The sequence below is a fragment of the Clostridium fallax genome (assembly GCF_900129365.1).
GTDB lineage: Bacteria > Bacillota > Clostridia > Clostridiales > Clostridiaceae > Clostridium_AH > Clostridium_AH fallax.
This window is the reverse complement of the sequence record NZ_FQVM01000014.1, coordinates 32,261-57,548: the sequence shown is the minus strand read 5'-3', so window position 1 is coordinate 57,548 and position 25,288 is coordinate 32,261. Positions and strand designations below refer to the sequence as shown.

The following is a 25,288-nucleotide window of genomic DNA, read 5'->3' as shown; positions in this document are numbered from 1 at the left end:
AAGATAGAATAAAATTAAATTTTTATTCTATCTTATTTTTTATATATGAAAAAGTTCTTTATAATCTTTATATAAAATATAAATTAATAAGAATAATTTAATGGAGTTTTATATGGTTAGACATTGGGATTATAGTGTAGAGCTTTCAAATGATTTAGAAAAAGATTTAAAAAAAGGTAAATTACTAGCAGAAGGTCATGAAGGAATAGTTTTTTTACTTCCTAATAATAGAATTCTAAAAATATTTAGGGAAGAAAAAATATGGAGAGATGAGCTTTATATTTTAACAAAAACTAAGGGATCTAAGTACTTTCCAAAGGTTTATGAAGCGAATACTAACTATATAGTAAGAGAATATGTAAAAGGTGAAAGACTAGATGATTATATTAAAATTAATGGATTATCAAAAGAACTTGCTTTAAAGCTTTATTATATGCTTATGGAGTTTAAAAAATTAAAGTTTAGAAGGATAGATATAAGATGTAAGGATATATATGTATCAAAGGATAAAATAAAAATTATAGATCCTAAAAATAATTATAAGAAAGTGGTAGGATTTCCAAGGCATTTAATGAAGGGCTTAAAAAATCTTAATGTATTAGATAAGTTTTTAAAAACAATTTACAAAAAAGATAAGAAGCTAGCGAAGGAATGGAAGGAGCACTTTGAAAATTATATAAAGTTTAAGTTTAAATAAGTAATTGTATAAATCTATATTAAAATTGTATAATATTTTTAAAGGCAATAACATCGTATAGAGGTGAAATTAATGAGAAAAAACTTTAAATTTAAAGATAAAGAAGATTTAGAGATAAATTGTTATAAATGGACTCCAGATAATGATATAGAAATGAAAGGTGTAATTCAGCTTGTACATGGAATGGCTGAAAATATAACTAGATATGATTATTTTGCAGAAAAGTTATGTAAAGATGGATATATTGTATATGGTCATGATCATAGAGGTCATGGATTTACAGCTAAAAAGAATCTTTTGGGATATATTGCAGATGATGATGGCTTTAATTGGATGCTTAATGATATAAAGGAATTAACAGATATAATAAAAGAAGAAAATAAAGATTTACCTATAATTTTATTTGGTCATAGTATGGGTTCCTTTTTAAGTCAAAGATATATAGAACTTTATGGAAGTGAAATAAAAGCAGTTATTTTATCAGGAACTAATGGAAAACCAAGTCCTCTAGTTAAATTAGGGAAAGCTATAGCTAAATTTGAAATGAATAGAAAAGGAAGAAAAAATATAAGTAGTAAATTAGAAAAACTATCCTTTGGAAGCTTTAACAAGCATTTTAATCCTGTTAGAACTAGTTATGACTGGATATGTAGTGTTGATGAAGAAGTAGATAAATACATAGATAATAAGTATTGTGGATTTACTTGTACATCATCTTTTTATTATGATTTATTTAATGGATTTGAAGATATTCATAATAAAAAAAATTTAAATAAAATACCTAAGAATCTTCCAATATATATTTTTGCAGGAGAAGAAGACCCTGTAGGTAATTTTGGTAAGGGAATACTTAATCTTTATAATATTTATAAAGATTTAGAAATAAAGGATGTTGAATTTAAATTATATAAAAATGGAAGACATGAAATGCTTAACGAATATAATAAGGATCAGGTTATAGAGGATATTTTATCTTGGTTGAAAAGTAGAGTTTATTAAATTATAATAATTTTTAAGAGAGGTTTTCCTCTCTTATTTTATGCTTTTAGAAAGGATTACAGATGAAAGATGAAATTTTTATAAATAATATATTAAAAAAAGCAGAAGAGGCCTATGAAAAAGGAAAACTTTTAATAGCTTTAAATTATTATTTAAAACTTTTAGAATTAGATAATAAAAATGAAGATTTTTATATAAATGTAGCATTAATTTATGATGAATTAGGAGAAAGAAAAGAAGCTAAAAAGTATTACGAAAAAGCAATAGAAATTAATCCTTATAACGGAAGAGGATATTATGGACTTGCAGTTATTTATGATGAAGATAAGGAATATGATTTAGCTATTAAAAATTACAAAAAAGCAATAGAAATTAATCCTTGCTATGATAAAGCTTATTTCTTCTTAGCTAATGCTTATGATTTAAAGGGAAATAAAGAGAAAAGCATATATTACTATAAAGAATTACTAAAAATATCTCCTTTAGACTTTTGGGGAAATTTAAATTTAGGTTCTATCTATGACGAAATAGGGGAAATAGATAAAGCTTATAAATATTTTAAAAAATCATTAGAAATAAAACCTTCTCATTATATGGCTTTATTTAATATGGCAGTAGTATGTAAAAAATTTAATTCTATAAATAAGGCTGAAAGTTATTATAAAAAAGCAATTAATAAAAATCCAGGTTATCCATACTCTTTTTTAAACTTAGCTGTTTTATATAAAGAAGAAGGTAATATAGAAAAAGGATTAGAAATATTATCTAAGGGAATAAAATATAATCCTAATTGTGAATTTTTATATTATAATAGAAGCTGTTTTTATGTGAATTTAAATATGATAGAGGAGAGTTCTAAAGACTTAATAAAAGCAGTGAAACTCTATCCAGGATTTCTTCAATATATAAAAGAAGATGATGAACTTATAAAAACTAAAAATGAAAAAAACTTTATAGAGTTTATAAAAACAATAAAATAAAAAAATTTATATTAAGGCTTAATTATATGTTTTATAATTAAGCCTTAATTTTTTTAATAAAATTTTAAGTACTAGGAAAGAATAACTCTATAGTAATTGAAGGAAAGGAGAAAAACAATGGGTAAAAAATTTTTTGGTGTGTTACAAAGGATTGGTAAAGCTTTAATGCTTCCAGTTGCATTATTACCTGCAGCAGGATTATTATTAGCTTTTGGAAATATGCTTAGAAATCCAGCTTTTCTGCAAAATGCTCCCTTTTTAGCATCTTCAGGCTTTCAACTTTTTGCAAGTGTTATGGAAAATGCAGGAGATATTATATTTGGTAATTTATCACTTATTTTTGCAGTAGGAGTTGCAGTAGGACTTTCAGACGGAGAGGGAGTTGCTGGACTTGCAGCTATTGTTGGTTTCTTGATTTTAAATGTAACTATGGGTACATTTGTTGGAGTTACATTAGATATGACTAAAGACCCGATGTATGCATTAGTTATGGGTATACCTACACTTCAAACAGGGGTTTTTAGTGGTATTATAATAGGAGTTTTAGCATCCTTCTTATATAAAAAGTTTTATAATATACAATTACCACCATACTTAGGTTTTTTTGCAGGAAAGAGATTTGTACCTATAGTAACAGCGGTGGCAGCATTATTATTAGGAATATTAATGACCTTTATATGGCCACCTATTCAAAGTGGACTTTTTGCTTTTTCAAAAAGTATGATAGATGCAAATAGAAATCTTTCTGCTTTTTTATTTGGTATAATTGAGAGAGCATTAATTCCTTTTGGACTTCATCATATTTGGTATAATCCATTTTGGTACCAATTTGGAGAATATATAGATAAAGCAGGAAATCTTATAATTGGAGATCAAAATATATTCTTTTCACAATTAAAAGACGGAGTTAATTTTACAGCAGGAACTTTTATGACAGGAAAATTTCCAGTTATGATGTTTGGTCTTCCAGCAGCAGCATTAGCAATATATCAAGAAGCTAAACCAGAGAACAAAAAAGTTGTATCAGGGATTATGGTTTCTGGAGCACTTACCTCTTTTTTAACAGGTATTACAGAGCCTTTGGAATTTTCTTTCTTATTTGTAGCTCCAATTTTATTTGGAATTCACTGTATACTTGCTGGTTGTTCATTTTTGGTAATGAATTTATTAAATGTAAAAATAGGTATGACTTTTTCAGGAGGAATTATAGATTTTATTTTATTTGGAGTAATTCCTAATAGAACCCCTTGGTATTTGGTCATAGTAGTAGGATTAGTACTTGCAGTTATTTATTATTTCTTATTTAGAACTGCAATTAGATTATTTAATTTAAAAACACCAGGAAGAGAAGATAATAAAGAAGACTTAGTATCTACAGATTTAGTAGACGATCTTCCAATTAAAGTTTTAGAAGCTTTAGGTGGCAAAGAAAATATAAATAATTTAGATGCTTGTATAACTAGATTAAGAGTTATTGTTAAAGATAATGAAAAAGTTAATAAAGAAGAACTTAAAAGACTAGGTGCAGCTGGTGTTATGGAAGTTGGGAATAACATTCAAGCTATTTTTGGACCTAAATCAGATACTCTAAAATCTCAAATAAAAGATGTTATGGAAGGAAAACCTCCAACAAAGGTTCAAGATGTTCCATCTAGGGAAGAATTATTAAAGGAAGGATTAGAAATAGGTGATGAAAGTATAGTAGCACCTTTGTCTGGTAAAGTGTTAGATATTTCTGAGGTGCCAGATTCAGTATTTGCTCAAAAGATGATGGGTGATGGTTTTGCTATAAATCCTTCTGGTGGAGAAGTATTTTCTCCAGTATCAGGAACTATATCTATTTTATTTCCAACAAAGCATGCAGTAGGTATTACATCTGAAAGCGGATTAGAAATTCTTATACATGTAGGAATGGATACTGTTTCTTTAAATGGAGAAGGATTTAAAGCTTTTGTAGAACAGGGTGATTCTGTAAAAGCTGGGCAAAAACTTTTAGAAGTAAATATAAAAGAAATAGAAAATAAAGTTCCTTCAATAATAACACCTATAGTTTTTACTAATCTTAAGGAAAATCAAAAAATAGTTATTGACAAAAATATTAATATAAAAGGTGGAGAAGATATAGTAGCAAAGGTAGTAAAAGAATAATCTTTTATATTTTATTAAAATTTTATATAAAATTTATAGAAATTAAAAAGCTATAATTGATAAATAAAAAATATCAGTTATGGCTTTTTTGTTTGTTTGAAAATGCATAAAGTTTAAATAAATTCATAATTATGGTAAAATGTGCAATGATATGCAAAGTATAAAATACTATTCCTATTTGAAGTAAAATAATGTAAGATAATGTTATAGGAGGAGTTATAATGGAAAATAAAATTCATAATTATGAATTAATATACATAAATAAAAGTAAATTTAAAAATATAAGTTTATTTTGGATTATATTAATTGTATTTTTTTCTTGTTTAAAATACATGGATTATAAAATAACAGAAGATATAATACATATATGTTGCATTATTTTATGTTTATCAACTATGCTTATTGCTTTTGTAACATCTAATTATGTAAAACATGACTTTTTTTTGTTTACAGGAATAGCATTTTTATTTATAGCGGCTATAAGTATTCTTCACATAGAACCTAATAATTCTAGAGAGAGTTTATTACTTCTTTATAATCATCATTATTATGATATTTCCTTAGAATTTAGTGAGGGAATGTTTGTATATTGGGGATATAAGATATTAAATAATAATATCTCTTATAAGAAGGCAAATATAATATATGTTTTTTGTACAGCTGTTATATTTATTCTCCAATACAACATAAAGAACTCAAATTATAAAAATAGAATATCAATAGAATATATAGTGTCTTTAATTACAATTTTCACATTGTTTTTTATATTGTTTAAACTAAGAAATAAAAAATGTATAGAAGAAGATAAAGTATGTTATTTTAAATTATTTATATTTTTAATTTTAATTAGTGATTTTTTAAATTTATTTGTAATAAGTAAGTTTAATAAGCAATTATTATTTCTTATAAATATAGGGGAATGTTTTGCTTATAGCATAATATTTACTGCTATATTAGATAAATTATTTAATAAACCATATAATCTATTGTTTACAGATTTATATAAAAGAAATGAACAATTATATGAAATAAATAGAAAAATAATAAATAGAAACAAAGAATTAGAAAAACTTCAAGAAGAATTAAAAGAATCTGAATCTACATATAAGAATTTATTTAATAATTTACCTCTTCCTATTGCTATAATTAATAGGGAAAATTCAAGAGTAATATATGCAAACAAGAGTCTTAAAGAACTTTTTAAGTTAAACGATATAAAGAAGATAATAAATAAAAACATAAAAGATATTGTTAATTTTAAAGAAGATATTGATGAAAATATAAATAAAACTTTAAGTATAGAAGCGGAGCTTAAAAACAGTGATAAAAATATTCAATTAGAAGTTAGAAGATTCGGAAACAATGTAATTCTAGATGAGAATATATTAATATTTCAAGATATTACTGATGACAAAAATATTGAATATATGAAGTCTAAAGTAGAGAAAAAGAAATTAGAAGAAAAAATTAGAAATGATTTTTTATCTAATATTTCCCATGACTTAAAAACACCAGTAAATATTATATATAGTGCAATGCAGCTTCAAAATATTTTTTTAGAGAATGATAACTTCGAATCTATAAAAAAATATAATAGAATAAATAAAGAAAATTGTATGACCTTAATAAGACTTACTAATAATCTTATAGATTGCTCAAAAATTAATAACGATTATTTAAAGCCACAATTTGAAATTATAAATATAGTAGATCTTATAGAAAATACAGTTACTCATATGGTTGAGTACAGCAAAAGTAATAATATCAAACTAATATTTGATACTGATGAAGAAGAGATATTTGTATTATGTGATAGAAACTTTATGGAAAGAATAATTCTTAATTTGGTGTCTAATAGTATAAAGTATACAAAAGCAGGAGTTATTTTAGTTACTTTAAAGATAAGAGGAGTTTATGTAGATATAAATGTTGAAGATAATGGAAAAGGAATGGATGAAAAATTTCTTCAGAAAGCATTTAATAAATATAGTATAGAAGAAAAGCATAAAGATATTTCTTATAGAAATAGTGGTATTGGATTATATGTTGTAAAAAACTTAGTAGAACTTCAAGGTGGAATTATAAAAATTGAAAGTAAAAAGGATAGAGGAACAAAGGTAATAATAACTTTTATGAGGGAGTGTATTTATGAATTTTAATAAAGATATATATCTTCAATTTAATAATAAAAGATATCATATAAGTGTTTTATTTTTAATAATACTTTTCCTTAATATAGTATATTATTTTTTAACTAATGATTATATAATGACAGAAATTATTATAGAAGCTATATGTACAACCATAGGTCTAGTTATAGGAATAATTTCAATTTCTAAATATACTACTAGGAATAGAAATCTATTTAATTATATAGGTATAAGTTTTTTTACTATTACTTTTGTTCAAATAATCAATTTGGCATATTTAGTAGGTGGAATACATTATCAACTAAATAATTTCTCATATTTAGCTGTTAATTACGGAGAATATAGTATATTTATAATTGCATATTTTGCTTATAAATATAGAATTAAGTATAGTAAATACTTTAAGTTAAACATACTTCTTTCAGGAGTTTTAGCTATTTTACTAACAATAAATTATTCTATGATAAGCAGAGGATATGTGTCTTTATATATCAGTAGAAACTTTTGGTTAGCTAACTTCATAATACTAACTGTAATATATGTTATAGGAATATTATTATTTACCTTTGGAAAATTAAAATTGACTGCTATAGAAAAATTCTATCTTTTTACCTTTATGGCTTTTTTAGGTATATATCAAACATCTAGTAAAATTTTATATTTAACAGATGGTATCTATGATTTAAGATTATTATTTATAGTACATGTATTTAAATATTTAGCCTATTACACAATATATGAATCTATATCAGAATTTTTAGTTAATAATACATATAATCAAATATATACAGAACTTTTAGTTATAGAAAAAGATAGGGAATATTATAACAAGATTTTAAGTGATAGAATGAATCTTTTAAAAGACTTAAATAGAATGATTAAAAAAAGTGAAGGCAAATATAAAGATTTAATAAACTCAATAGAAGATCCAGTCATAATTTTAGATGAAAAATCTATAGCTTATTTAAATAAGACAGGATTAGATTTATTAAAAACTCTTAATATGTCTACAAAAACTATAAAAAACAAAATGGATTTCATATCTAAGTTTAACTTAGAACAAAAAGGTAATAATTTTTTATTTAGTTATAAAGATTCAGAAGGAAACTACAGAAAATGTCAGTTTAATGATTTTTTAATAAGTGATAATTCATTAATGATTTTAATAAAGGATATTACAGAGAGCTTTAAGGTGAATTTATTAAAAAAGGAACTAGAAAATTATTTAACAGAAGAAAATTTAAAAAGAGACTTTTTTACAAATATATCACATGAACTTAGAACTCCTGTGAATGTAATATTTTCAGCTCTTCAATTAAATGATATATATATTAATGATAAAAATAAAAATGGACTTATGAATAATGGAAAAAATATAAAAAGGAATTGTTTAAGACTTATAAGAACTATAAATAACTTTATAGAAACTAATAAAATATATGAGGGGTATGTTACTCCTAATTTAGAGGTAGTAAATGTGGTAGAGTTAATAGAAAGTGTTGCAGAAGCTGCCTATGTTTATTTTGAAAAAATGAATTTTAAATTTACCTTTGATTCAGAGTATGAGGAGATATTTATAAGATGTGATAAAGAATTTTTAGAAAAGATATATTTAAACTTATTATCTAATAGTGTAAAGTACGGAAAAGTTATGGGTCAAATATGGACAACAATACAAATAAAAGGGGATAAGGTTGTAATAACAGTAAAGAACGATACATCTCCAATGGTTCATGATGAAGATATTTTTGAAATATTTTCAAAGGCTAATCAGCCTTTTGCAGTTAGAAAAGAAGGAAGTGGACTTGGCCTTTTTATAACTAAATCATTAACAGAACTTATGGGTGGCAACATTCTTCTTGAAAGTCGGGAAGAGGAAATACAGTTTATTTTAACTTTTGATATTTTAAGGGAAGATATAGACTACTCATCTTATTATGAAAAAGAGGAATTTTATAATATTAATGAATTAAAGGAAAAGGTAGATATAGAGTTTTCAGATATATATATATAAATAAAAACTATGAAACTAAACTTTATAAAATTTAGTTTCATAGTTTTTTATTATATGGATAAATTTAAAAATCTTTCTATATGAAAATAAATATTAATATTATTTTTGAGAAATAGGAATGTTTATAATAAACTTAGAACCTTCTCCTAAATTTGAAATTAAATTTATAGAACCTTTATGTTTTAGAACTATTGATTTTGTAATAGCTAAACCTAAGCCAGTGCCGCCGCTTTTTGAGTTTCTAGATTCATCTACCCTTACAAAAGGATTAAAAATAGTTTCTATTTTTGATTTATCAATGCCTATTCCAGTATCATAAAAAATAATATTAATATGATCTTCATAACTATTTAAAGTTATTATAAACTTAGTGCCAGGAGGATTATATTTTAAGCAATTAGTTATGATGTTTGAAAAAGCTCTATCTAAATTTTTACTATCAAAGTCTACTAAAATTGGAGTTTCAGGAATTTCAAAATCATAAATGAAACCTTTATCCTCAAGTTCTGTTATATAGTTTGCAATTAAGGTCCTCAAAAATTCACAAATATCTTGATTTTTTAATGAAAGAGAAAAATCAGGACTTTCTAATTTAGAAAATTGAAATAGCTCTTGAATTAAATCATTAGCTCGTATACTGTTACTTTCTATAACAGATAAGTATTTTTTTAAATCTTCCTTAGATATATCATTTGTTTTATTTAAATAACTAGAATATCCCATAATGCTTGCAAGAGGATTTTTTAAATCATGAGATATATCTAAAATTAATCTTTTTCTTTGCTCTTCAGATTTTTCTTTTAATTTTCTTTCCTTTTCAATTTTCATTGCCATAACATTGAAAGCATCAGATAAATCTGCAAATTCATTAGTAGTTTCAAGCTCTATTCTAGCATCATATTTTCCATGGGCAAGTTTATTTGCACCATCAATTAATTTTTTTAAAGGCTTTATAAAATATCTAGAAGTTATTCTAGAATAGATTATAAATATAAGAGAAAGTAATAAAACACATATTAAAATAGAAATAGATGCAAATTCTTTACCATTAATCTTAGTTTTTCTAGTGGTGAATTCACGATATTTATCAGCTGGAATAGCAACAATTAGCATAAATCCTTTTTCTTTGTTATAACTTGATTTATATATGTAATCATTAGAATCTTCTTTACTATCTAAAGGAACCTCTGAATAATCTGAGTCATTAATCATTCTATTAAAGTCATCTAGGGTGATTTTATCATTAAAACCTTTAACTTCACCTTTAGAGTATATTATATTAAAATCCTTATCTACTATTAAAATAAATCCACCTAATTCTTCTAATTTAGAAGAATCTATAGATTTATAATTTTCATTCATAAGTATATTAGGATCATGCATATTTGATGGCAAAAGATCAAAATAAATTAAAGCTACGAAAGTAGCTATAATCGTAGAAGATAATATAACAAAAGACATAAGTATAAAAGAAATAATATAATTTTTTAAAAGTAAATTTGCTAATTTTTTTCTTTTAGGTTTGTGATTGAAAATTTTCATAATTAAAATTTCTCCATTTTATAGCCTATTCCTCTAATGGTTTTTAGATATTTTGGAGATTTTGGATTGTCTTCTATCTTATCCCTTATATGGCTTATATGAACCATTATAGTATTATCATCACCATAATAAGGCTCACCCCATACTATTTCATAAAGTTGTTTTTTAGTATATACTTTCCCAGCATTCTCTATTAAAAGTTCTAAAATTTTATATTCTTTTGCATTTAATTCTAGTGGAATATGATTTTTTTCTATAGAGCAACTTTCCTTGTTTAACTTTAAATTTCCTAAGGTTATTTCATTAGATACAGCATCGCTATTATATTTATAATATCTTCTAAGTTGAGCATGAATTCTTGCTATAAGTTCTATTGGACTAAAGGGTTTTATAACATAATCATCTGCTCCTAATCCTAAACCTAATATTATATCATTATCTTCCCCTCTTGCAGTTAAAAAAATTACAGGAATTTTGCTTTTAGATCTTATATGCTTTAATACAGCAAGACCATCCTTTTTAGGCATCATAACATCTAATAATGAAAGATTTATATCCTCTTTATCAAATATTTCAATAGCTTCTTCACCATTTTCAGCTAAAAAAACATTAAAGCCTTCTTTAATTAAATGAAGTTCAATAAGATTTCTTATATCTAGTTCATCTTCAGCTAAAAGTATATTCATATTTTCACCTCTTTAATAATTCTGTTAATAGATTATAACATATATTTATTTTAAAAGTAAAAATAAGTATTTGTAATATAAAGGTATTTATCAGAATAAATTAATAAATAAAGGAGGAATAATATGAATTTATTTAAGGTAGATAATAAAGTAAATATAGGAGATTTTTTAATTACTTTATTATTAATATCTGGAATACCAATAATAACGACTTTTTTTATAACTAATATTAAAGAACAATATGAAATCTTAAATAAACCTAATTTTGCACCGCCAAATTGGATTTTTGGTGTAGTTTGGCCAATACTTTATTTATTAATAGCTATAGCGACTTACAGAATATATCAATATAAAAAGGAAGGAGTGGATATAAAGACAGCATATATTTTTAATTTTAGTCAGCTGGCCTTAAACTTTTTTTGGCCATATATTTTTTTCTTGTTAAGACTTTACGGCCTATCTTTTATCGTAATAGTTCTTTTAGTAATATTATCATTTATAACTTTTATTAAGTTTTACAAAATTGATAAGATATCAGCATTACTTATTATCCCTTATATAATTTGGTTATCTTATGCATCAGTATTAAATTTTTATATTTGGAAATTGAATGAGATGTAGTAATTTATAAAATTATAAATGCTCATATGAATTACAATTTTTAGAATAATTATTTAGAAAAAACTTATTTACTTAATTAAAATTAAATAAAAAAACAAAAAACTATAATAAAATGAATAAAAAATATTGTTATATAAGTTAAAATATGGTATAAAATATATAAACATTTAAAATTTGTTAATAATTTTATTGTATTTATTAATTAAATAAATGTTTATAAGAATTAAAAAATAAATAAGCAAAGAATGTCGAAAATCAATAAGTAGAATAAAGGGGGTGAATCTATATATTCGTTTACTTAATAGATGACGGATATATAGTATATTATGAAAAGAAGATCAATAGCACTGTTAACTTTATTTATGGCAAGTTCTTTTGTTTTAGGGGCATGTAATTCTGGTGAAAAAGAGCCACCGGCTAGTAATGAACAATCTCAAAGTGAGGATAAAGAGGATAGTAAATTAAAAGAAACTCTTAAAGCATCAGAACCTTCTAAAATTCCAGAAGTAGCTAAAAAGAGAGATGATACTTTAGTGGTAGGAACAGTAGATCCATCAGGAAAATTCTGCCCAATTTATTCAGATACTACTTATGATCAAAGAGTTTGTGAACTTTTGTTTAATGGACTTATAAGTAATGATGAAAAGGGAAATCCTATACCAGATGTAGCTGAAAGTTGGGAGATATCAGAAGATGAGAAAACTTATACCTTTAAGCTTAAAAAGGGAATTAAATTTTCTAATGGAGAAGAATTAACGGCTAAAGACGTAGCATTTACTTATACTGCAATTTGCGATCCAAAGTATGATGGGGCTAGAACTGATGCGGTTGAAAAGTTATTAGGATATGAAGAGTATAGAAATGGTGATGCAAAAACTGTAGAAGGAATAAAGATTATAGACGACTATAATATTTCCTTTACTTTAAAAGAGATAAAAGCTTCTGGAATATATGATTTTGGTTATGGAATAATGCCAAAGAGTGTTTATAACTTTGAAAAGGGAAATATTCAGGTGTTAAAAGATAAGTTTTTACAACCTATAGGATCAGGTCCATATAAGTTTGTAGAATTTAAACAAGGGCAATATGTAAGCTTTGAAAAAAATCCTGAATTTTTTAAGGGAGAGCCTAAAATTCCTAAAATTATAATGAAGGTTACAAATGCAAAAACTAATATACAAGAACTTCAATCAGGTAATGTAGATATGGATTCTATACCAGCAAATAAACAAAATATTCAAATGCTTCAAAGTGCAGGATTTTTAAATATACAATTATATACTCAAAATTCTTATGGATATTTAGGATATAATACAAGAGATCCTAAATTTGAAGACAAAAGAGTTCGTCAAGCTTTAACTTATGCTATAGATAGAGAAGGATTTTTAAATAACTATTATCAAGGATATGCTACTATATCAAATACTCACTGTTCACCAGTTTCATGGGCATATCCAGATGAAAGTAAATTAAATCCTTATAAATATGATCCAGAAAAAGCTAAGGAATTGTTAGATGAAGCAGGATGGAAGTTAAATGAAACTACAAAGATAAGAGAGAAAGATGGAGTTCCTTTAGAAATTAGATGGATGACTTATACAGAATCTAAATATGTAGAAAGCTTAATTCCTATAATCAAGGAAAACTGGGAAGCTATAGGGGTTAAGGTTACTCCAGAACTTATGGACTTTGGAACATTGTCAGAGAAAGTTCATACAAAACATGATTTTGACGTTTACAATATGGCGTGGAATTTATCAATAGATCCAGATCCATCAGGAATATTTTCAGCAGCTCAAGATTCAGCAGGAGGATTTAATGGTCCAGGTTGGCATCCACAAGAATCAGAAGAGTTAATCCAAAAGGGATTAGCAACAACAAATCAAGAAGAAAGAAAGAAAATATATCAAGAATGGAATGAATTAGTTAATGATGAACTTCCTTATACATTCTTAGGATCTAATAAAGAATGTGTAGCTGTTAGTTCAAGAGTTAAAGGATTAGAGTTATCAGCTTATATTAATTGGACAGCAAATATTCATGAAGTAGAATTAGTTACACCTTAATTTTAAAAGTAAATATTAAATCAATATAACTTAAATTACAAATAAAAAGAAGGAGATTGCTCCTTCTTTTTATTTATTAATAATGGTTTTTGTTATATATAATTTATTATTTAAAAAATAAAAAAAGTAAATTAATATAGTTTTGAAAAAATTTCTTTATATTTATACAATTAATATAAAAGCTTTTCAATAAATTCTTTATAATAAACTAACTTATTCAAGAAATTTTTTAATAAATTGCAAAGAATTTTATTTAATATAAATAAAATTAATAATAATATAAATTCCAAAAAATTCACATACATAATTTGTAAGGAATAATAAAGATTATTAAAAATAGGGCCAAAAAAGTAATAAATTGATAAAAAATAATTCTACAAAGAAGGATATGCTTAAAAAATAAATTACAATAATGTAAATTTTTAATTAGAAAATGTTGTACATTTATAAATTTTGTGGTATAAATATATAAAGATTTAAAATTTGTTAACATTCAAAAAAAACTGACAATATTATTAATTATATTTTATGGGGCAATTTAAATATATTAATCTATTGTTAGAAAATGATTAACATTAAAATGATGAGCTAATAAGTTAATAAAGAAGGGGGTGAATCTACTTAGATTTAAATAAAAAAATAATAATCTAAGTAGAAAATTAATGAAAAGAAAGTCAATTGCGTTACTTTGTTTACTAATGTCAGCTTCATTTGCTCTTGCAGGATGTGGTGGCGGAAGTGATAATGTTTCAAGTAATCAAGAATCAGGAAACAAAGAATCTACAGAAAAAGAGATTCTTAAAGCAAAGGATCCATCTAAAATCCCAGAAGTATCTAAAAAGAGAAAAGATACATTAATAGTAGGTACTCAGAACCCAGCAGGACAATTTTGTCCAATATATTCAAGTACAACTTATGATAGTACTGTTAATTCTTTAATATTTGAAGGACTATTATCAAATGATGAAAAAGGAAATGCAACTGCTAATATGGCAGATTTACCAGAAATATCAGATGATGGTAAAACTTATACCTTCAAAATAAAAGATGGCATAAAATTCTCAGATGGTTCTGATTTAACAGCAGATGATGTAGCATTTACTTATACAGCAATTTGCGATCCTAAGTATGATGGACCAAGAACAGATGCTGTAGAGGGATTAGTTGGTTATGAAGAATATAGAAATGGTGATGCTAAATCTGTATCTGGTATTAAAGTTATAGATCCACATACAATTTCATTTACTTTAAAGAAAGTAAATGCATCACAACTTTATAATTTTGGTTATGGCATAATGCCAAAGAGTGTATATAACTTTGAAAAAGGAAATATTCAAGTTTTAAAAGATAAATTCTTACAACCAGTAGGTTCTGGTCCATATAAATTTGTAAAATTTGAACAAGGACAGTACATAAGTTTTGAAAAAAATGATGGTTATTGGCAAGGTGAACCTAAGATTCCAAATATCATAATGAAGGTTACAAATGCTAAAACAAACATACAAGAACTTGAAGCAGGAAATGTTGATATAGATGATGTTGCAGCTAAAAAGCAAAATATTCAAATGCTTCAAAGTGCAGGTTTCTTGGATTTACAATTATATCCCCAAAGTGCTTATGGTTACATAGGATTAAATTTAAGAAATCCTAAATTCCAAGATAAAAAAGTTCGTAAGGCTTTAATGTATGGGCTAGATAGAAAAGGCTTTATAGATAACTATTATCAAGGATATGGTGCAGTGCAAAATACTCATGGTGCTGTAGTATCTTGGGCGTATCCTTCAGAGGATTCATTAGAAAAATATGAATATAATCCAGATAAAGCTAATGAATTATTAGATGAAGCTGGTTGGAAGATGAATAAACAAACAGGACTTAGAGAAAAAGATGGAGTTCCATTTGAAATAAGTTGGTTAACTTATACTGATTCTAACTATGTTGATAGTTTGATTCCAATTGTTAAAGATTGCTGGGGAAAACTTGGTATAAAGGTTACTCCAGAGCTTATGGAATTTGCAACATTATCAGAAAAAGTTAATGATAAGAGAGATTTTGAAATTTATAATATGGCATGGAACTTATCAATAGATCCAGATCCATCAGCAATTTTCTCAAAGAGTCAAGATGTACCAGGTGGATTTAATGCTGTAGGATGGCATCCAGAAGAATCTGATAAATTAATGGAAGAAGGAATTGCAACTACTGATCAAGAAAAGAGAAAAGAAATCTATGGAAAGTGGATGCAACTTATAAATGATGATCTTCCATATATATTCTTAAATAATAATAAAAAGTGTACTGTAATAAGCTCTAAAGTTAAGAATATTAATCCATCAGCATATGTTTCTTGGACTGATAATATTTATAAAGCAGAAATTTCTACTAATTAATATAGAATAATATTTTAAAAGTTAAAATAATATACTTTTAAAATTCAATTTAAAATTAAAGAATTAGTGTATTATTGCACTAATTCTTTTTTTATACTATAAAATTTATATTATTATTTAAAAGTAAACATATAAATAGTAATTAAAGAAATATTTCTATATAAATTTAATATATAGAGTATATAAACATTATTAAAAGTTATGTGTAAATTAGGATTATGAATAAAAATTCTAATTATTTAATTAATAAAAGGGGGCAAATAAAATGATTATAAAAAATGGAAATATATTTACCATGGCAGGAGAGCCTTTAGAAAGAGGAGATATTTTAATTAAAGATGGAAAGATTAAAGAAGTTGGGGTAGATTTAAATTATGAAGAAGAAGAAATCATTAATGCTGAGGGAAAAATCGTGATTCCAGGTATGATAGATGCTCATTGTCATGTTGGTATTTTCGAAGAAAATATGAGAGCGGAAGGTTCTGATGGAAATGAAATGACTAATCCTGTAACACCGGAACTTAGAGCTATTGATGGAATAAATCCTTTTGATAAATCCTTTGAAGATGCAAGAGAAGGGGGAATTACTACTGTAGTTACAGGACCTGGTAGTGCTAATGTAGTAGGTGGACAATTTGTAGCATTAAAAACTTATGGAATTTCAATTGATGAGATGATTTTAAAAGAACCTGTGGCTATGAAAGTTGCCTTTGGAGAAAATCCTAAAAGAGTTTATAGAGAAAAAGGAAAAACACCAATGACAAGAATGGCTACAGCAGCTATTCTTAGGGAAACTTTACTTGAAACTTTAAACTATATAGAGAAAAAAAAAGTCGCAAAGGAAAAAGGAGAATTTTTTGAGAAAAAATTAAAATATGAATCTTTAATTCCTGTAATTGAGAAAAAAATACCTTTAAAGGCTCATGCTCATAGAGCTGATGATATATTAACAGCTATTAGAATTGCTAAAGAGTTTGATTTAAAGATTACTTTGGATCACTGTACAGAAGGACACTTAATAGGGGAACAAATAAAAAGAAGTGGAAAAGATGCTATAATAGGTCCTACAATGACAACTAATTCTAAAATAGAATTAAGTAACAAAACTTTTAAAACTCCTAAAGAATTAGTAAATAAGGGAGTTAAGGTAGCTATTATGACAGATTATCCAGTAATTCCTATTAAATATTTACCAGTTTGTGCCGCATTAGCAATGAAGGAAGGACTAAGTTTTTATGAATCCTTAAAGGCTATTACAATAAATGCTGCAGAGATTGTGGGAATCGATAATAGAGTAGGTTCTATAGAAAAAGGAAAAGATGCTGATATAGTTATATTATCAGGAAGTCCCTTTGAACTTTCTACAAAAACATTGTATACTATAATAGATGGTAAAGTTGTATATAAAGAAGCGTAATTTTATATAAATAATAAATAGTTACCTTTAAAGGTAACTATTTATTATTTATATAGACTTTAAATTAGAAAGGAATTAAGGTATGGGAAAAGCTTTATTTGTAACAGAAAAACCCTCTGTTGCTATGGATTTTGTAAAACTTTTAAATATTAAGGGTAAGAGAAATGATGGGTTTATTGAAGGAGATAAAGCAGTATTTACTTGGTGTGTAGGACATATGGTAACTATGTGTTATCCAGAAGCTTATAATGAAAAATTAAGATTTTGGAACCTTAAAGACTTACCTTTTTTACCTAAAGATTATAAATATGAAGTAATAAGTGGAGTGAAAAAACAATTTGATATCGTATCTACTTTATTAAACAGAGAAGATATAGATACCATATATGTTTGTACTGACTCTGGAAGAGAAGGAGAATATATTTATAGATTAGTAGATCAAATGGCAGGAACTCCTAAAAAGGCGAAAAAAAGAGTTTGGATAGATTCTCAAACAGAAGAAGAGATAAAAAGAGGTATAAGAGAAGCAAAACCTTTAGATGAATATGATTCCTTAGGTGATTCTGCATATTTAAGAGCTAAAGAAGATTATCTTTTAGGAATAAATTTTTCAAGACTTCTAACTTTGATATATGGAAGAAGAGTTTCTGATATATTAAAGGAGGATAAAGTTGTTATTGCAGTAGGAAGAGTAATGAGCTGCGTTTTAGGGATAGTAGTAGACAGGGAAAGAGAAATTAGAAATTTTAAGAAAACATCATTCTACAGATTAAATGGTAAGTTCTCAAAGGATAAGGAAGAATCTTTATATGAAGGAGAATGGAAATCAGTAGAGGGCTCTAAATATTTTGAAAGTAATTTACTTTACAATGAAAATGGATTTAAAAAAGAAGAAGACTGTAAAAAACTACTTCAAGAACTTTTAGATGAAGGAGATGGAGTGGTAGATTCTGTAAAAAAGACAAAAGAAACAAAATATGCACCGCTTTTATTTAATTTAGCAGAAATTCAAAATGAATGTAGTAAAAAGTTTAAAATAAGTCCTGATGAAACTTTAGGAGTTATACAAAAGCTTTATGAAAAGAAACTAGTAACTTATCCAAGAACAGATGCTAGAGTTATATCAACTGCTGTAGCAAAAGGAATAAAAGGAAATTTAATAAAACTTTTAAAACTTCCATTAGGAGAAGATGTGGAAGGATATGTAAATGAAATTTTATCAAATAATTGGAATAGTAAAATATTAAAAAGTAAATATGTAGATGATTCCAAAATAACAGATCACTATGCTATAATTCCTACTGGAGAGGGAAATTTACAGGGAATAAGTAAAAGGGAATATGAAATATATATGCTTATTTTAAAGAGATTCTTAGCTATATTTTATCCTGCTGCAAAGTATAATAAAGTTCAAGTTATAACAAAAATAAAAACAGAAAGTTTTTTTACCACAAAAAAGGTTTGTGTTGAAAAGGGATATTTAAATATATTAAAAAATCAAGATAATAAAGAAGAAAGTAATGAATCTGAAATTTTAAATTCCTTAAGAAAGGGTAACAAAATAAAAATTGAAGATTTATACATAAAAGAGGGGGAAACAACTCCACCTAAAAGATATACAACAGGGTCTATTATTATTGCTATGGAAAATGCAGGGAAATTAATAGAAGATGATGAATTAAGAGAGCATATAAAATCACAGGGCATAGGTACATCTGCTACTAGAGCAGAAATAATAAAAAAGCTTATTAATATTGGTTATTTAAAATCTAATAATAAAACACAAGTTTTAACCCCTACAATTAAAGGTGAAATGATATATGAAGTTATTAAATCCTCAATTCCGTCTCTTTTAAATCCTATATTAACTGCTAGTTGGGAAAAAGGATTAAAGATGGTTTGGGAAAAAGAAATAATACCAGATGTGTTTATGGGAAAACTTGAAAACTATACAAAAAACAATATATCTAAAGTTATGGAAAATTGTAATTTAGCTTTTATAAATAGAAGACTTATAGAAGTTAAAAATATATATGAAAAATAAATCTATAAATTAATATATAAAATATATGAAAAAAACTAAAAGCTAGGAATTTTCCTAGCTTTTAGTTTTATCTATAAAATTTAAAAACACAAAAAATTAAAGAATCTATTTTTATTTAATAAAAATCTTTGATAAAAATGTTATTATAATTGGTGCTAAAAATACTGTCATTAATCCAGATATTCCAATAGATAAACTGCTCATAGCACCTTCAGTTTCTCCAAGTTCTAAAGCTTTAGTTGTTCCAACAGCATGGGATGCTGTTCCTAAAGAAATTCCTTGAGCCACTTTATTTTTTATTTTAAATATTTTAAATATTAAAGGTCCGATTATAGCACCTATTATTCCTGATAAAATAATAGCAGCTACAGTAATTGGAAGTAATCCATTAAGCTGTTTTGAAATTTCTAATCCTATAGGAGTAGTAACTGATTTTGGTACTAAAGATAATAATAAATTTTTATCTAAGCCTACAAGAGTAGATACTAAAACTACACCAAGTATAGATGAAATACATCCAATGAAAACACCTAATAAAATTGGTAGAGCATGTTTTTTTAATAAATCTAATTGTTTATATAAAGGAACAGCTAATATTATAGTAGATGGTCCTAATAATAGATTTATAAATTGAGCACCTTTATTATAGGTATCAAAACTTGTGTGAGTTAAACTTAAAAATATTATAATAAGTATTATAGCTATTAAAAGTGGATTAAAAATTGCAAGTTTAGTTTTTCTATATATAAAAAGCCCAATTTCAAAGGCTATTAAGGATATTACTATTCCAAATAAAGCATTATGCGTAATAAATTCCATTTGAGAGCCTCCTAACTTTTCTTTCTTTCAACAAGAAATTGCACAACTAATCCAGTTATAGCTATAACTATCATAGTAGTAAGAATACAAACTATTAACAATTTAGCCCATGCACTTTTTAATATTCCAAAAGATGATATTAAACCAACACCAGCAGGAATAAAGAAAAAAGCTAAATGGTCTAGAAAAAAGTTTGAAACTGTTTCAATTGCTGAAACTTTAATTTTTTTTGTCATTAATAGTACTAAAAGTAAAATCATACCGATAATATTACCTGGTACAGGTAGATGAAAAATATAAGATACAAATTCACCTATTAAATAAATAGATAAGATAATTATTAATTCTCTAAATAATTTCATTCTAAATCCTCCTCAAATTACTTTTATAATTTAGCACATTTTTTTAAAATGATAAAACTTAATATTTAAAAAAAATAGAGGTGTTAAACAATTACATTAGCTGATATTAAAAGTATATAGTATATATTATATATTTTCTCGAAATACCTTCGTTTTTGAGTAGTATAGGGAGAATTTTAGGAATATATGTATTTTTTATAGGAATTTTTAAATGAAATTTATAAATCTACAAAAAAATATTCTAAATCTAAATTAAAAATATATTAGATTTAGAATATTTTATTATTATTTTAATAAAATATTAAGGTTTCTAAATATTAGCTATATGTTAAAATTTAATTATTATTTAAGATAAGTGTATTATTTATATCAAGAGAAGAGAGTTCTTTTTTTATAGTTTCTAAATTTAAGGTGCTTAAAAAAGATTCAGGAAAGGATAAAGCTTTTTCAAACATAGCCTTTGCTTCAGATAAATTTCCTTTTTCTTTTAGTATAAGGCCACAGTAAAAAAAGGGTTCTGAAAAATTTACATTTTCATCTATTAGAGATTTAAAAATTTCAAAAGATTTATCTTTTTTATCTAATTTATAATAAATTTCACCTAGATTTGCAAGGATTACAGGAGATGGCTCATATTCTAAAGCTTTATTATTTATATCTAAAGCTTTTAAATAGTCTTTATTTGCAATTAGCATATAACCTAAAGTTTCATAAATAGATAAATTTTCTCCATCCTTTAATAATTTTTCTAATATATCAATAGAATCATTTATTCTTTTTTCTTTCCACATTATAAGAGATTCCGTAATTTTTATGTTGTATAAATCATGTCCATAAAAAGTTCTAGATTTAATTATTTTATTAAATACATTTTTAGCTCTCTCCAATGAACCTTCCTTTAGCTCTACAAGAATATAACTTTTTATTATTTTTGCCTTAGAAGAGTTACTTAAAGCAGCTTTTTTATACCATTTTAAGGCTTTATCATAGTTTTTTTTACTGTAAGCAAAATTGCCTAATAATCCAAAAATTAAATCTTTATGTTTGAAGGCCTTATATATTAAATAAATCCAAAAAATAATACTTCCAACTAAAACATTTATGAAAGTTATTAACACAGCCCCAACTAATATTATAGAATCAATGGTTAGTATAGATTTAGTTCTTTTCTTTTCCATTAATATTCCCCCAATTTATAATATTATATTGTAATAATTATACTATCTTTTAAAGATAAGATAAATATATTAGAAGAAATATTAGAAAAAGCTGTAGGTTTGAGAGAATAGTTAGTATTTGATATAATAAAAAGGAATAAATTAAATTAGAAAAGGAGATACTAATGATTAAAGCAGTTTTATTTGATCTTGACGGAACTTTAATTGATACAAATGAATTAATTCTTCAGTCTTTTAGATATGCCTTTGAAAAAGTATTAAACTTAAAAGTAGATGATAAAGAAATAACTAAAATGTTTGGAGAGCCATTAAAGTATAGTTTCAAAAGATATAGTGAAGAGCACTTAGAGGAACTTATAACAACTTATAGAGGGTACAATGAAGATATACACGATACAATGTGCAAGGCGTTTCCAGGGGTTATAACTATGCTAGATAACCTTAAAGAAAAAGGGCTAAAACTTGGAATTGTTACATCTAAAAGAAAAGTTCTTGCAGAACGTGGTATGAAAATTGCAGGAATATATGATTACTTTGATGTAGTTGTAAGTCCAGAGCTAACTGAGAATCATAAACCACATAAGGAACCGGTAGAAAAAGCTTGTGAACTTTTAGGAATATCACCTAAAGAAGCTATAATGGTTGGAGATAGTCCTTATGATTTACTATCAGGAAAGAGTGCAGGGGCAAAGGTTTGTGCAGTAAATTATACAGCATTGCCAATTGAAAGATTAAAAAAGGAAGAGCCTGAATATTATATAGATGAAGCTTTAGAAATTATAGATATAGTTGAAAAAGAAAACTGGCATGTAGCTTAAAAATATTAATATATTAGTATAATTTTGAAAATCATTTTCATAGAAACTTTTTATCTTAATATCTTAAAGAAAACTGTAAATATTTATATTAATAATAAATAAATCATAAAAAAGAGCAAACTTCTTAAAAGTTTGCTCTTTTTTATATAAGAAAATTATTTAAATTTCTTTTTGTTAGGTTTAGTGCTTTTTTTATTATTGGTTTTAGTATTTAATTTAGGTCTATTATTTTTTATAGTGCTTTTTTTATTTTTAGGCTTATTGTTTTTAATAGTAAAAGATTTAGTAGATTTAGCTTTTGATGTTTTTTTTGCTACTGAAAATCCAAATTTTCCAATAGATTCACTAGGAAGAGGATAATATTCTCCATGACAATAAGCTATTAAATTAGCCCATTCAAAATGAATTTTTCCCTTATCATCTAATAAATCACTATTAACTAAAGAATTAGTAACTTCTCCAATAAATAAATCATGAGTACCTAAAGGAATAATTTGTTTTACTTTACATTGTATATTTACAGGACATTCCTTTATAAATGGGGTAGTAAAGGATTCATCACTACCTAAACTAAAATTCATTTCTTTAATTTTATCTAAATCTCTACCAGATCTTACTCCACAAAAATCTACAGCTTTAGTTAAATTTTTAGATGGTAGGTTAACTGTAAATTCCATAGTTTCTTTTATATATTCATAAGAAAGACGCTCAGGACGTATTGATATACCAATCATAGGAGGTTTTGTACAAATTGTTGAACACCAGCCTATTGTTAGTACATTTACTTTACCTTCATTATTCTTACATGTTACAAGAACAGCAGGAACAGGATTTAAAATTGCGCTACCTTTAAATTTTTCTTTTTTCATATTATCCTCCTAATTTACAACTAGTTAAACTTATATATAAATTATATAAAATATATTTATAGGTGAAAAGAATAAGTGTAACTAGAAAGTCATTAGAAAAAGAGAAGTCTTTTTTTTAAGGCTTCTCTTTTTACTATTAAAATCTTATTCTTCTTTTTCTTCTATGTCTTCTTCCAGAGATTAATTTTATTATTAATAAAATTAATATTATAATTACTGCAATTACTATTAAAGAAACAATATATAAGCCAATATTTGCTTTAAATAAAGTACCTTTGGTTATATTAGCTTTTAGATTATAGTCTTTTTCATACACTCTTTCTGAAACCTTAAGTTTTAATAAATTATTATTACCAGCTAAATTCCATGCATCTACATCAGTTATATTAATTGTAGTTTTTAGATCCTTTTTATTTATTTCGTTATTGTAATATGATACATCCTCTGTTAAAACTAAAGGAACATCAATTGTTTTTGTAGGACCAAAGAATTTAAATGGTTTATAATTTACAGTTATTTTATCAATTTCTGTACCAGCTTTAAATGCAGGAACCTTTTCCGCTTTATAACTATAGTCCATTATTTTATTCATATCATCAAAAACTATTTGATCGTTTGCATCATACTGAGATTGCAAAACAGCTCCAACGATTTTTCTACCATCTCTTTCATAAACAGAAACTAAACATCTTCCAGCAGGAGTAGTGTAGCCTGTTTTACCACCGATATTACCATCTTTGCCAAGACCTTTGTTTCTATTTTCTAAGTTAACAATAGAGCCATCCCCTAAATGGATTTGAGCTTTATCAGTTTTCATTACATCACTAACCCAAGAGTTTTCGAAGGCAGCTCTTCCTAAAACAGAAAGATCATAAGCTGTTGAATAGTGATCATCATTATGAAGTCCATTAGGAGTTATAAAATGAGTATTAATCATACCTATTTCTTTAGCTTTATTATTCATAAGATCACTAAATGCCTTAGAATTACCAGAAACAGAATCTGAAATCATATAAGCTGCATCATTAGCAGAAAACATTAATAAAGCTTTCATTACATCATCTGCAGACATTTTTGAACCTACAGTTTGAGGTTTAAAATTTACATTTAAAGCATATTCAGGTTGCTTTTTTGCAGATTGAGTATATTCTAATGAATCATTTGGAGATTTATTTTCAGCAAGAAGTAAACCTGTCATAAGTTTTGTAGTACTTGCTGGATATTTTTTTTCATCACCGTTTTTGGCATAGATTACCTCACCGGTGTCATAATCAATAGTTACAGCTGCTTTACCATGAATAGTTGGAGGCTTGGCATCTGAAATTTCATCGGCTTTTACAATTTTAGCAGATGAAGCGAAAATTGAAATACTAAAAGTTAATAATAATGTTGTGATTATAGGCTTACGTTTCAACATACATCTCTCCTGTTAATTTTTTTAGTAAATATTTAAAGTATATCATTTATATAAATGTATAACAATAAAAT

At 25.4% G+C, this 25,288-nt stretch carries 19 protein-coding genes; 12 read left to right on the top strand and 7 right to left on the bottom strand.

Translation table 11 applies throughout. From position 1 onward, the window contains the following. Window positions 1-112 precede the first annotated feature (112 nt). The 6 genes from BUA70_RS08210 to BUA70_RS08185 all read left to right on the top strand — a co-directional run bounded on the left by BUA70_RS08210 (window position 113) and on the right by BUA70_RS08185 (window position 8,988). Window positions 113-697, top strand: coding sequence for a protein kinase (locus BUA70_RS08210; protein WP_072896189.1), 585 nt, complete (start codon window positions 113-115; stop codon window positions 695-697). A 72-nt stretch (window positions 698-769) separates the two neighbouring features. Beyond that, window positions 770-1,696, top strand: coding sequence for an alpha/beta fold hydrolase (locus BUA70_RS08205; RefSeq protein WP_072896186.1), 927 nt, complete (start codon window positions 770-772; stop codon window positions 1,694-1,696). Between the two features lie 62 nt (window positions 1,697-1,758). After that, a complete protein-coding gene (locus BUA70_RS08200) occupies window positions 1,759-2,676 on the top strand; it encodes a tetratricopeptide repeat protein (RefSeq protein WP_072896183.1) in 918 nt (305 codons plus the stop codon). Between the two features lie 117 nt (window positions 2,677-2,793). Continuing rightward, complete coding sequence (gene ptsG / locus BUA70_RS08195) at window positions 2,794-4,824, top strand: glucose-specific PTS transporter subunit IIBC (RefSeq protein WP_072896181.1); 2,031 nt, start codon at window positions 2,794-2,796, stop codon at window positions 4,822-4,824. 221 nt (window positions 4,825-5,045) lie between these two features. Then, window positions 5,046-6,983 carry a PAS domain-containing sensor histidine kinase gene (locus BUA70_RS08190; RefSeq protein ID WP_072896179.1) on the top strand — a complete coding sequence of 646 codons (1,938 nt, stop codon included), beginning with the start codon at window positions 5,046-5,048 and terminating at the stop codon, window positions 6,981-6,983. Further along, the gene (locus BUA70_RS08185; RefSeq protein WP_072896177.1) at window positions 6,973-8,988 is read left to right on the top strand and encodes a sensor histidine kinase; all 2,016 of its coding nucleotides are present in this window, start codon (window positions 6,973-6,975) and stop codon (window positions 8,986-8,988) included. The genes BUA70_RS08190 and BUA70_RS08185 overlap by 11 nt, the downstream gene beginning before the upstream one ends. A 99-nt stretch (window positions 8,989-9,087) precedes the next feature. On the opposite strand, the gene BUA70_RS08180 is transcribed toward BUA70_RS08185, so the two are convergent. Then, window positions 9,088-10,530 (bottom strand): sensor histidine kinase, encoded by a 1,443-nt coding sequence (locus tag BUA70_RS08180; RefSeq protein ID WP_072896175.1) that lies wholly within the window; start codon window positions 10,528-10,530, stop codon window positions 9,088-9,090. Between the two features lie 2 nt (window positions 10,531-10,532). Then, a complete protein-coding gene (locus tag BUA70_RS08175) occupies window positions 10,533-11,216 on the bottom strand; it encodes a response regulator transcription factor (protein ID WP_072896173.1) in 684 nt (227 codons plus the stop codon). A gap of 123 nt (window positions 11,217-11,339) precedes the next feature. Here BUA70_RS08175 and BUA70_RS08170 point away from each other — a divergent pair, with 123 nt between their 5' ends. The 5 genes from BUA70_RS08170 to BUA70_RS08150 all read left to right on the top strand — a co-directional run bounded on the left by BUA70_RS08170 (window position 11,340) and on the right by BUA70_RS08150 (window position 19,754). After that, the gene (locus BUA70_RS08170; RefSeq protein WP_072896170.1) at window positions 11,340-11,837 is read left to right on the top strand and encodes a TspO/MBR family protein; all 498 of its coding nucleotides are present in this window, start codon (window positions 11,340-11,342) and stop codon (window positions 11,835-11,837) included. 326 nt (window positions 11,838-12,163) lie between these two features. Then, window positions 12,164-13,903 (top strand): peptide-binding protein, encoded by a 1,740-nt coding sequence (locus BUA70_RS08165; protein WP_242977324.1) that lies wholly within the window; start codon window positions 12,164-12,166, stop codon window positions 13,901-13,903. Window positions 13,904-14,565: 662 nt separating this feature from the next. Beyond that, complete coding sequence (locus tag BUA70_RS08160; RefSeq protein ID WP_072896166.1) at window positions 14,566-16,293, top strand: ABC transporter substrate-binding protein; 1,728 nt, start codon at window positions 14,566-14,568, stop codon at window positions 16,291-16,293. Between the two features lie 265 nt (window positions 16,294-16,558). After that, window positions 16,559-17,710 carry an amidohydrolase gene (locus BUA70_RS08155; RefSeq protein ID WP_072896163.1) on the top strand — a complete coding sequence of 384 codons (1,152 nt, stop codon included), beginning with the start codon at window positions 16,559-16,561 and terminating at the stop codon, window positions 17,708-17,710. 82 nt (window positions 17,711-17,792) lie between these two features. After that, on the top strand, window positions 17,793-19,754 hold the full coding sequence (locus BUA70_RS08150; protein WP_072896161.1) for a DNA topoisomerase: 1,962 nt from the start codon (window positions 17,793-17,795) through the stop codon (window positions 19,752-19,754). Window positions 19,755-19,865: 111 nt separating this feature from the next. On the opposite strand, the gene BUA70_RS08145 is transcribed toward BUA70_RS08150, so the two are convergent. The 3 genes from BUA70_RS08145 to BUA70_RS08135 all read right to left on the bottom strand — a co-directional run bounded on the left by BUA70_RS08145 (window position 19,866) and on the right by BUA70_RS08135 (window position 22,113). Continuing rightward, entirely contained in the window at window positions 19,866-20,573 is a 708-nt protein-coding gene (locus BUA70_RS08145) for an LrgB family protein (RefSeq protein ID WP_072896159.1), read from the bottom strand. A gap of 11 nt (window positions 20,574-20,584) precedes the next feature. Further along, window positions 20,585-20,935 carry a CidA/LrgA family protein gene (locus BUA70_RS08140; protein ID WP_072896156.1) on the bottom strand — a complete coding sequence of 117 codons (351 nt, stop codon included), beginning with the start codon at window positions 20,933-20,935 and terminating at the stop codon, window positions 20,585-20,587. A 335-nt stretch (window positions 20,936-21,270) separates the two neighbouring features. After that, on the bottom strand, window positions 21,271-22,113 hold the full coding sequence (locus BUA70_RS08135; RefSeq protein ID WP_072896152.1) for a tetratricopeptide repeat protein: 843 nt from the start codon (window positions 22,111-22,113) through the stop codon (window positions 21,271-21,273). A 164-nt stretch (window positions 22,114-22,277) separates the two neighbouring features. Between BUA70_RS08135 and ppaX the strand changes: the two genes are divergently transcribed. Then, a complete protein-coding gene (ppaX, locus tag BUA70_RS08130) occupies window positions 22,278-22,931 on the top strand; it encodes a pyrophosphatase PpaX (protein ID WP_072896149.1) in 654 nt (217 codons plus the stop codon). 155 nt (window positions 22,932-23,086) lie between these two features. On the opposite strand, the gene BUA70_RS08125 is transcribed toward ppaX, so the two are convergent. Both BUA70_RS08125 and BUA70_RS08120 read right to left on the bottom strand, forming a co-directional pair. After that, entirely contained in the window at window positions 23,087-23,800 is a 714-nt protein-coding gene (locus tag BUA70_RS08125) for a flavin reductase family protein (RefSeq protein WP_072896146.1), read from the bottom strand. A gap of 136 nt (window positions 23,801-23,936) precedes the next feature. Further along, complete coding sequence (locus tag BUA70_RS08120) at window positions 23,937-25,217, bottom strand: D-alanyl-D-alanine carboxypeptidase family protein (RefSeq protein WP_072896143.1); 1,281 nt, start codon at window positions 25,215-25,217, stop codon at window positions 23,937-23,939. Window positions 25,218-25,288 lie beyond the last annotated feature (71 nt).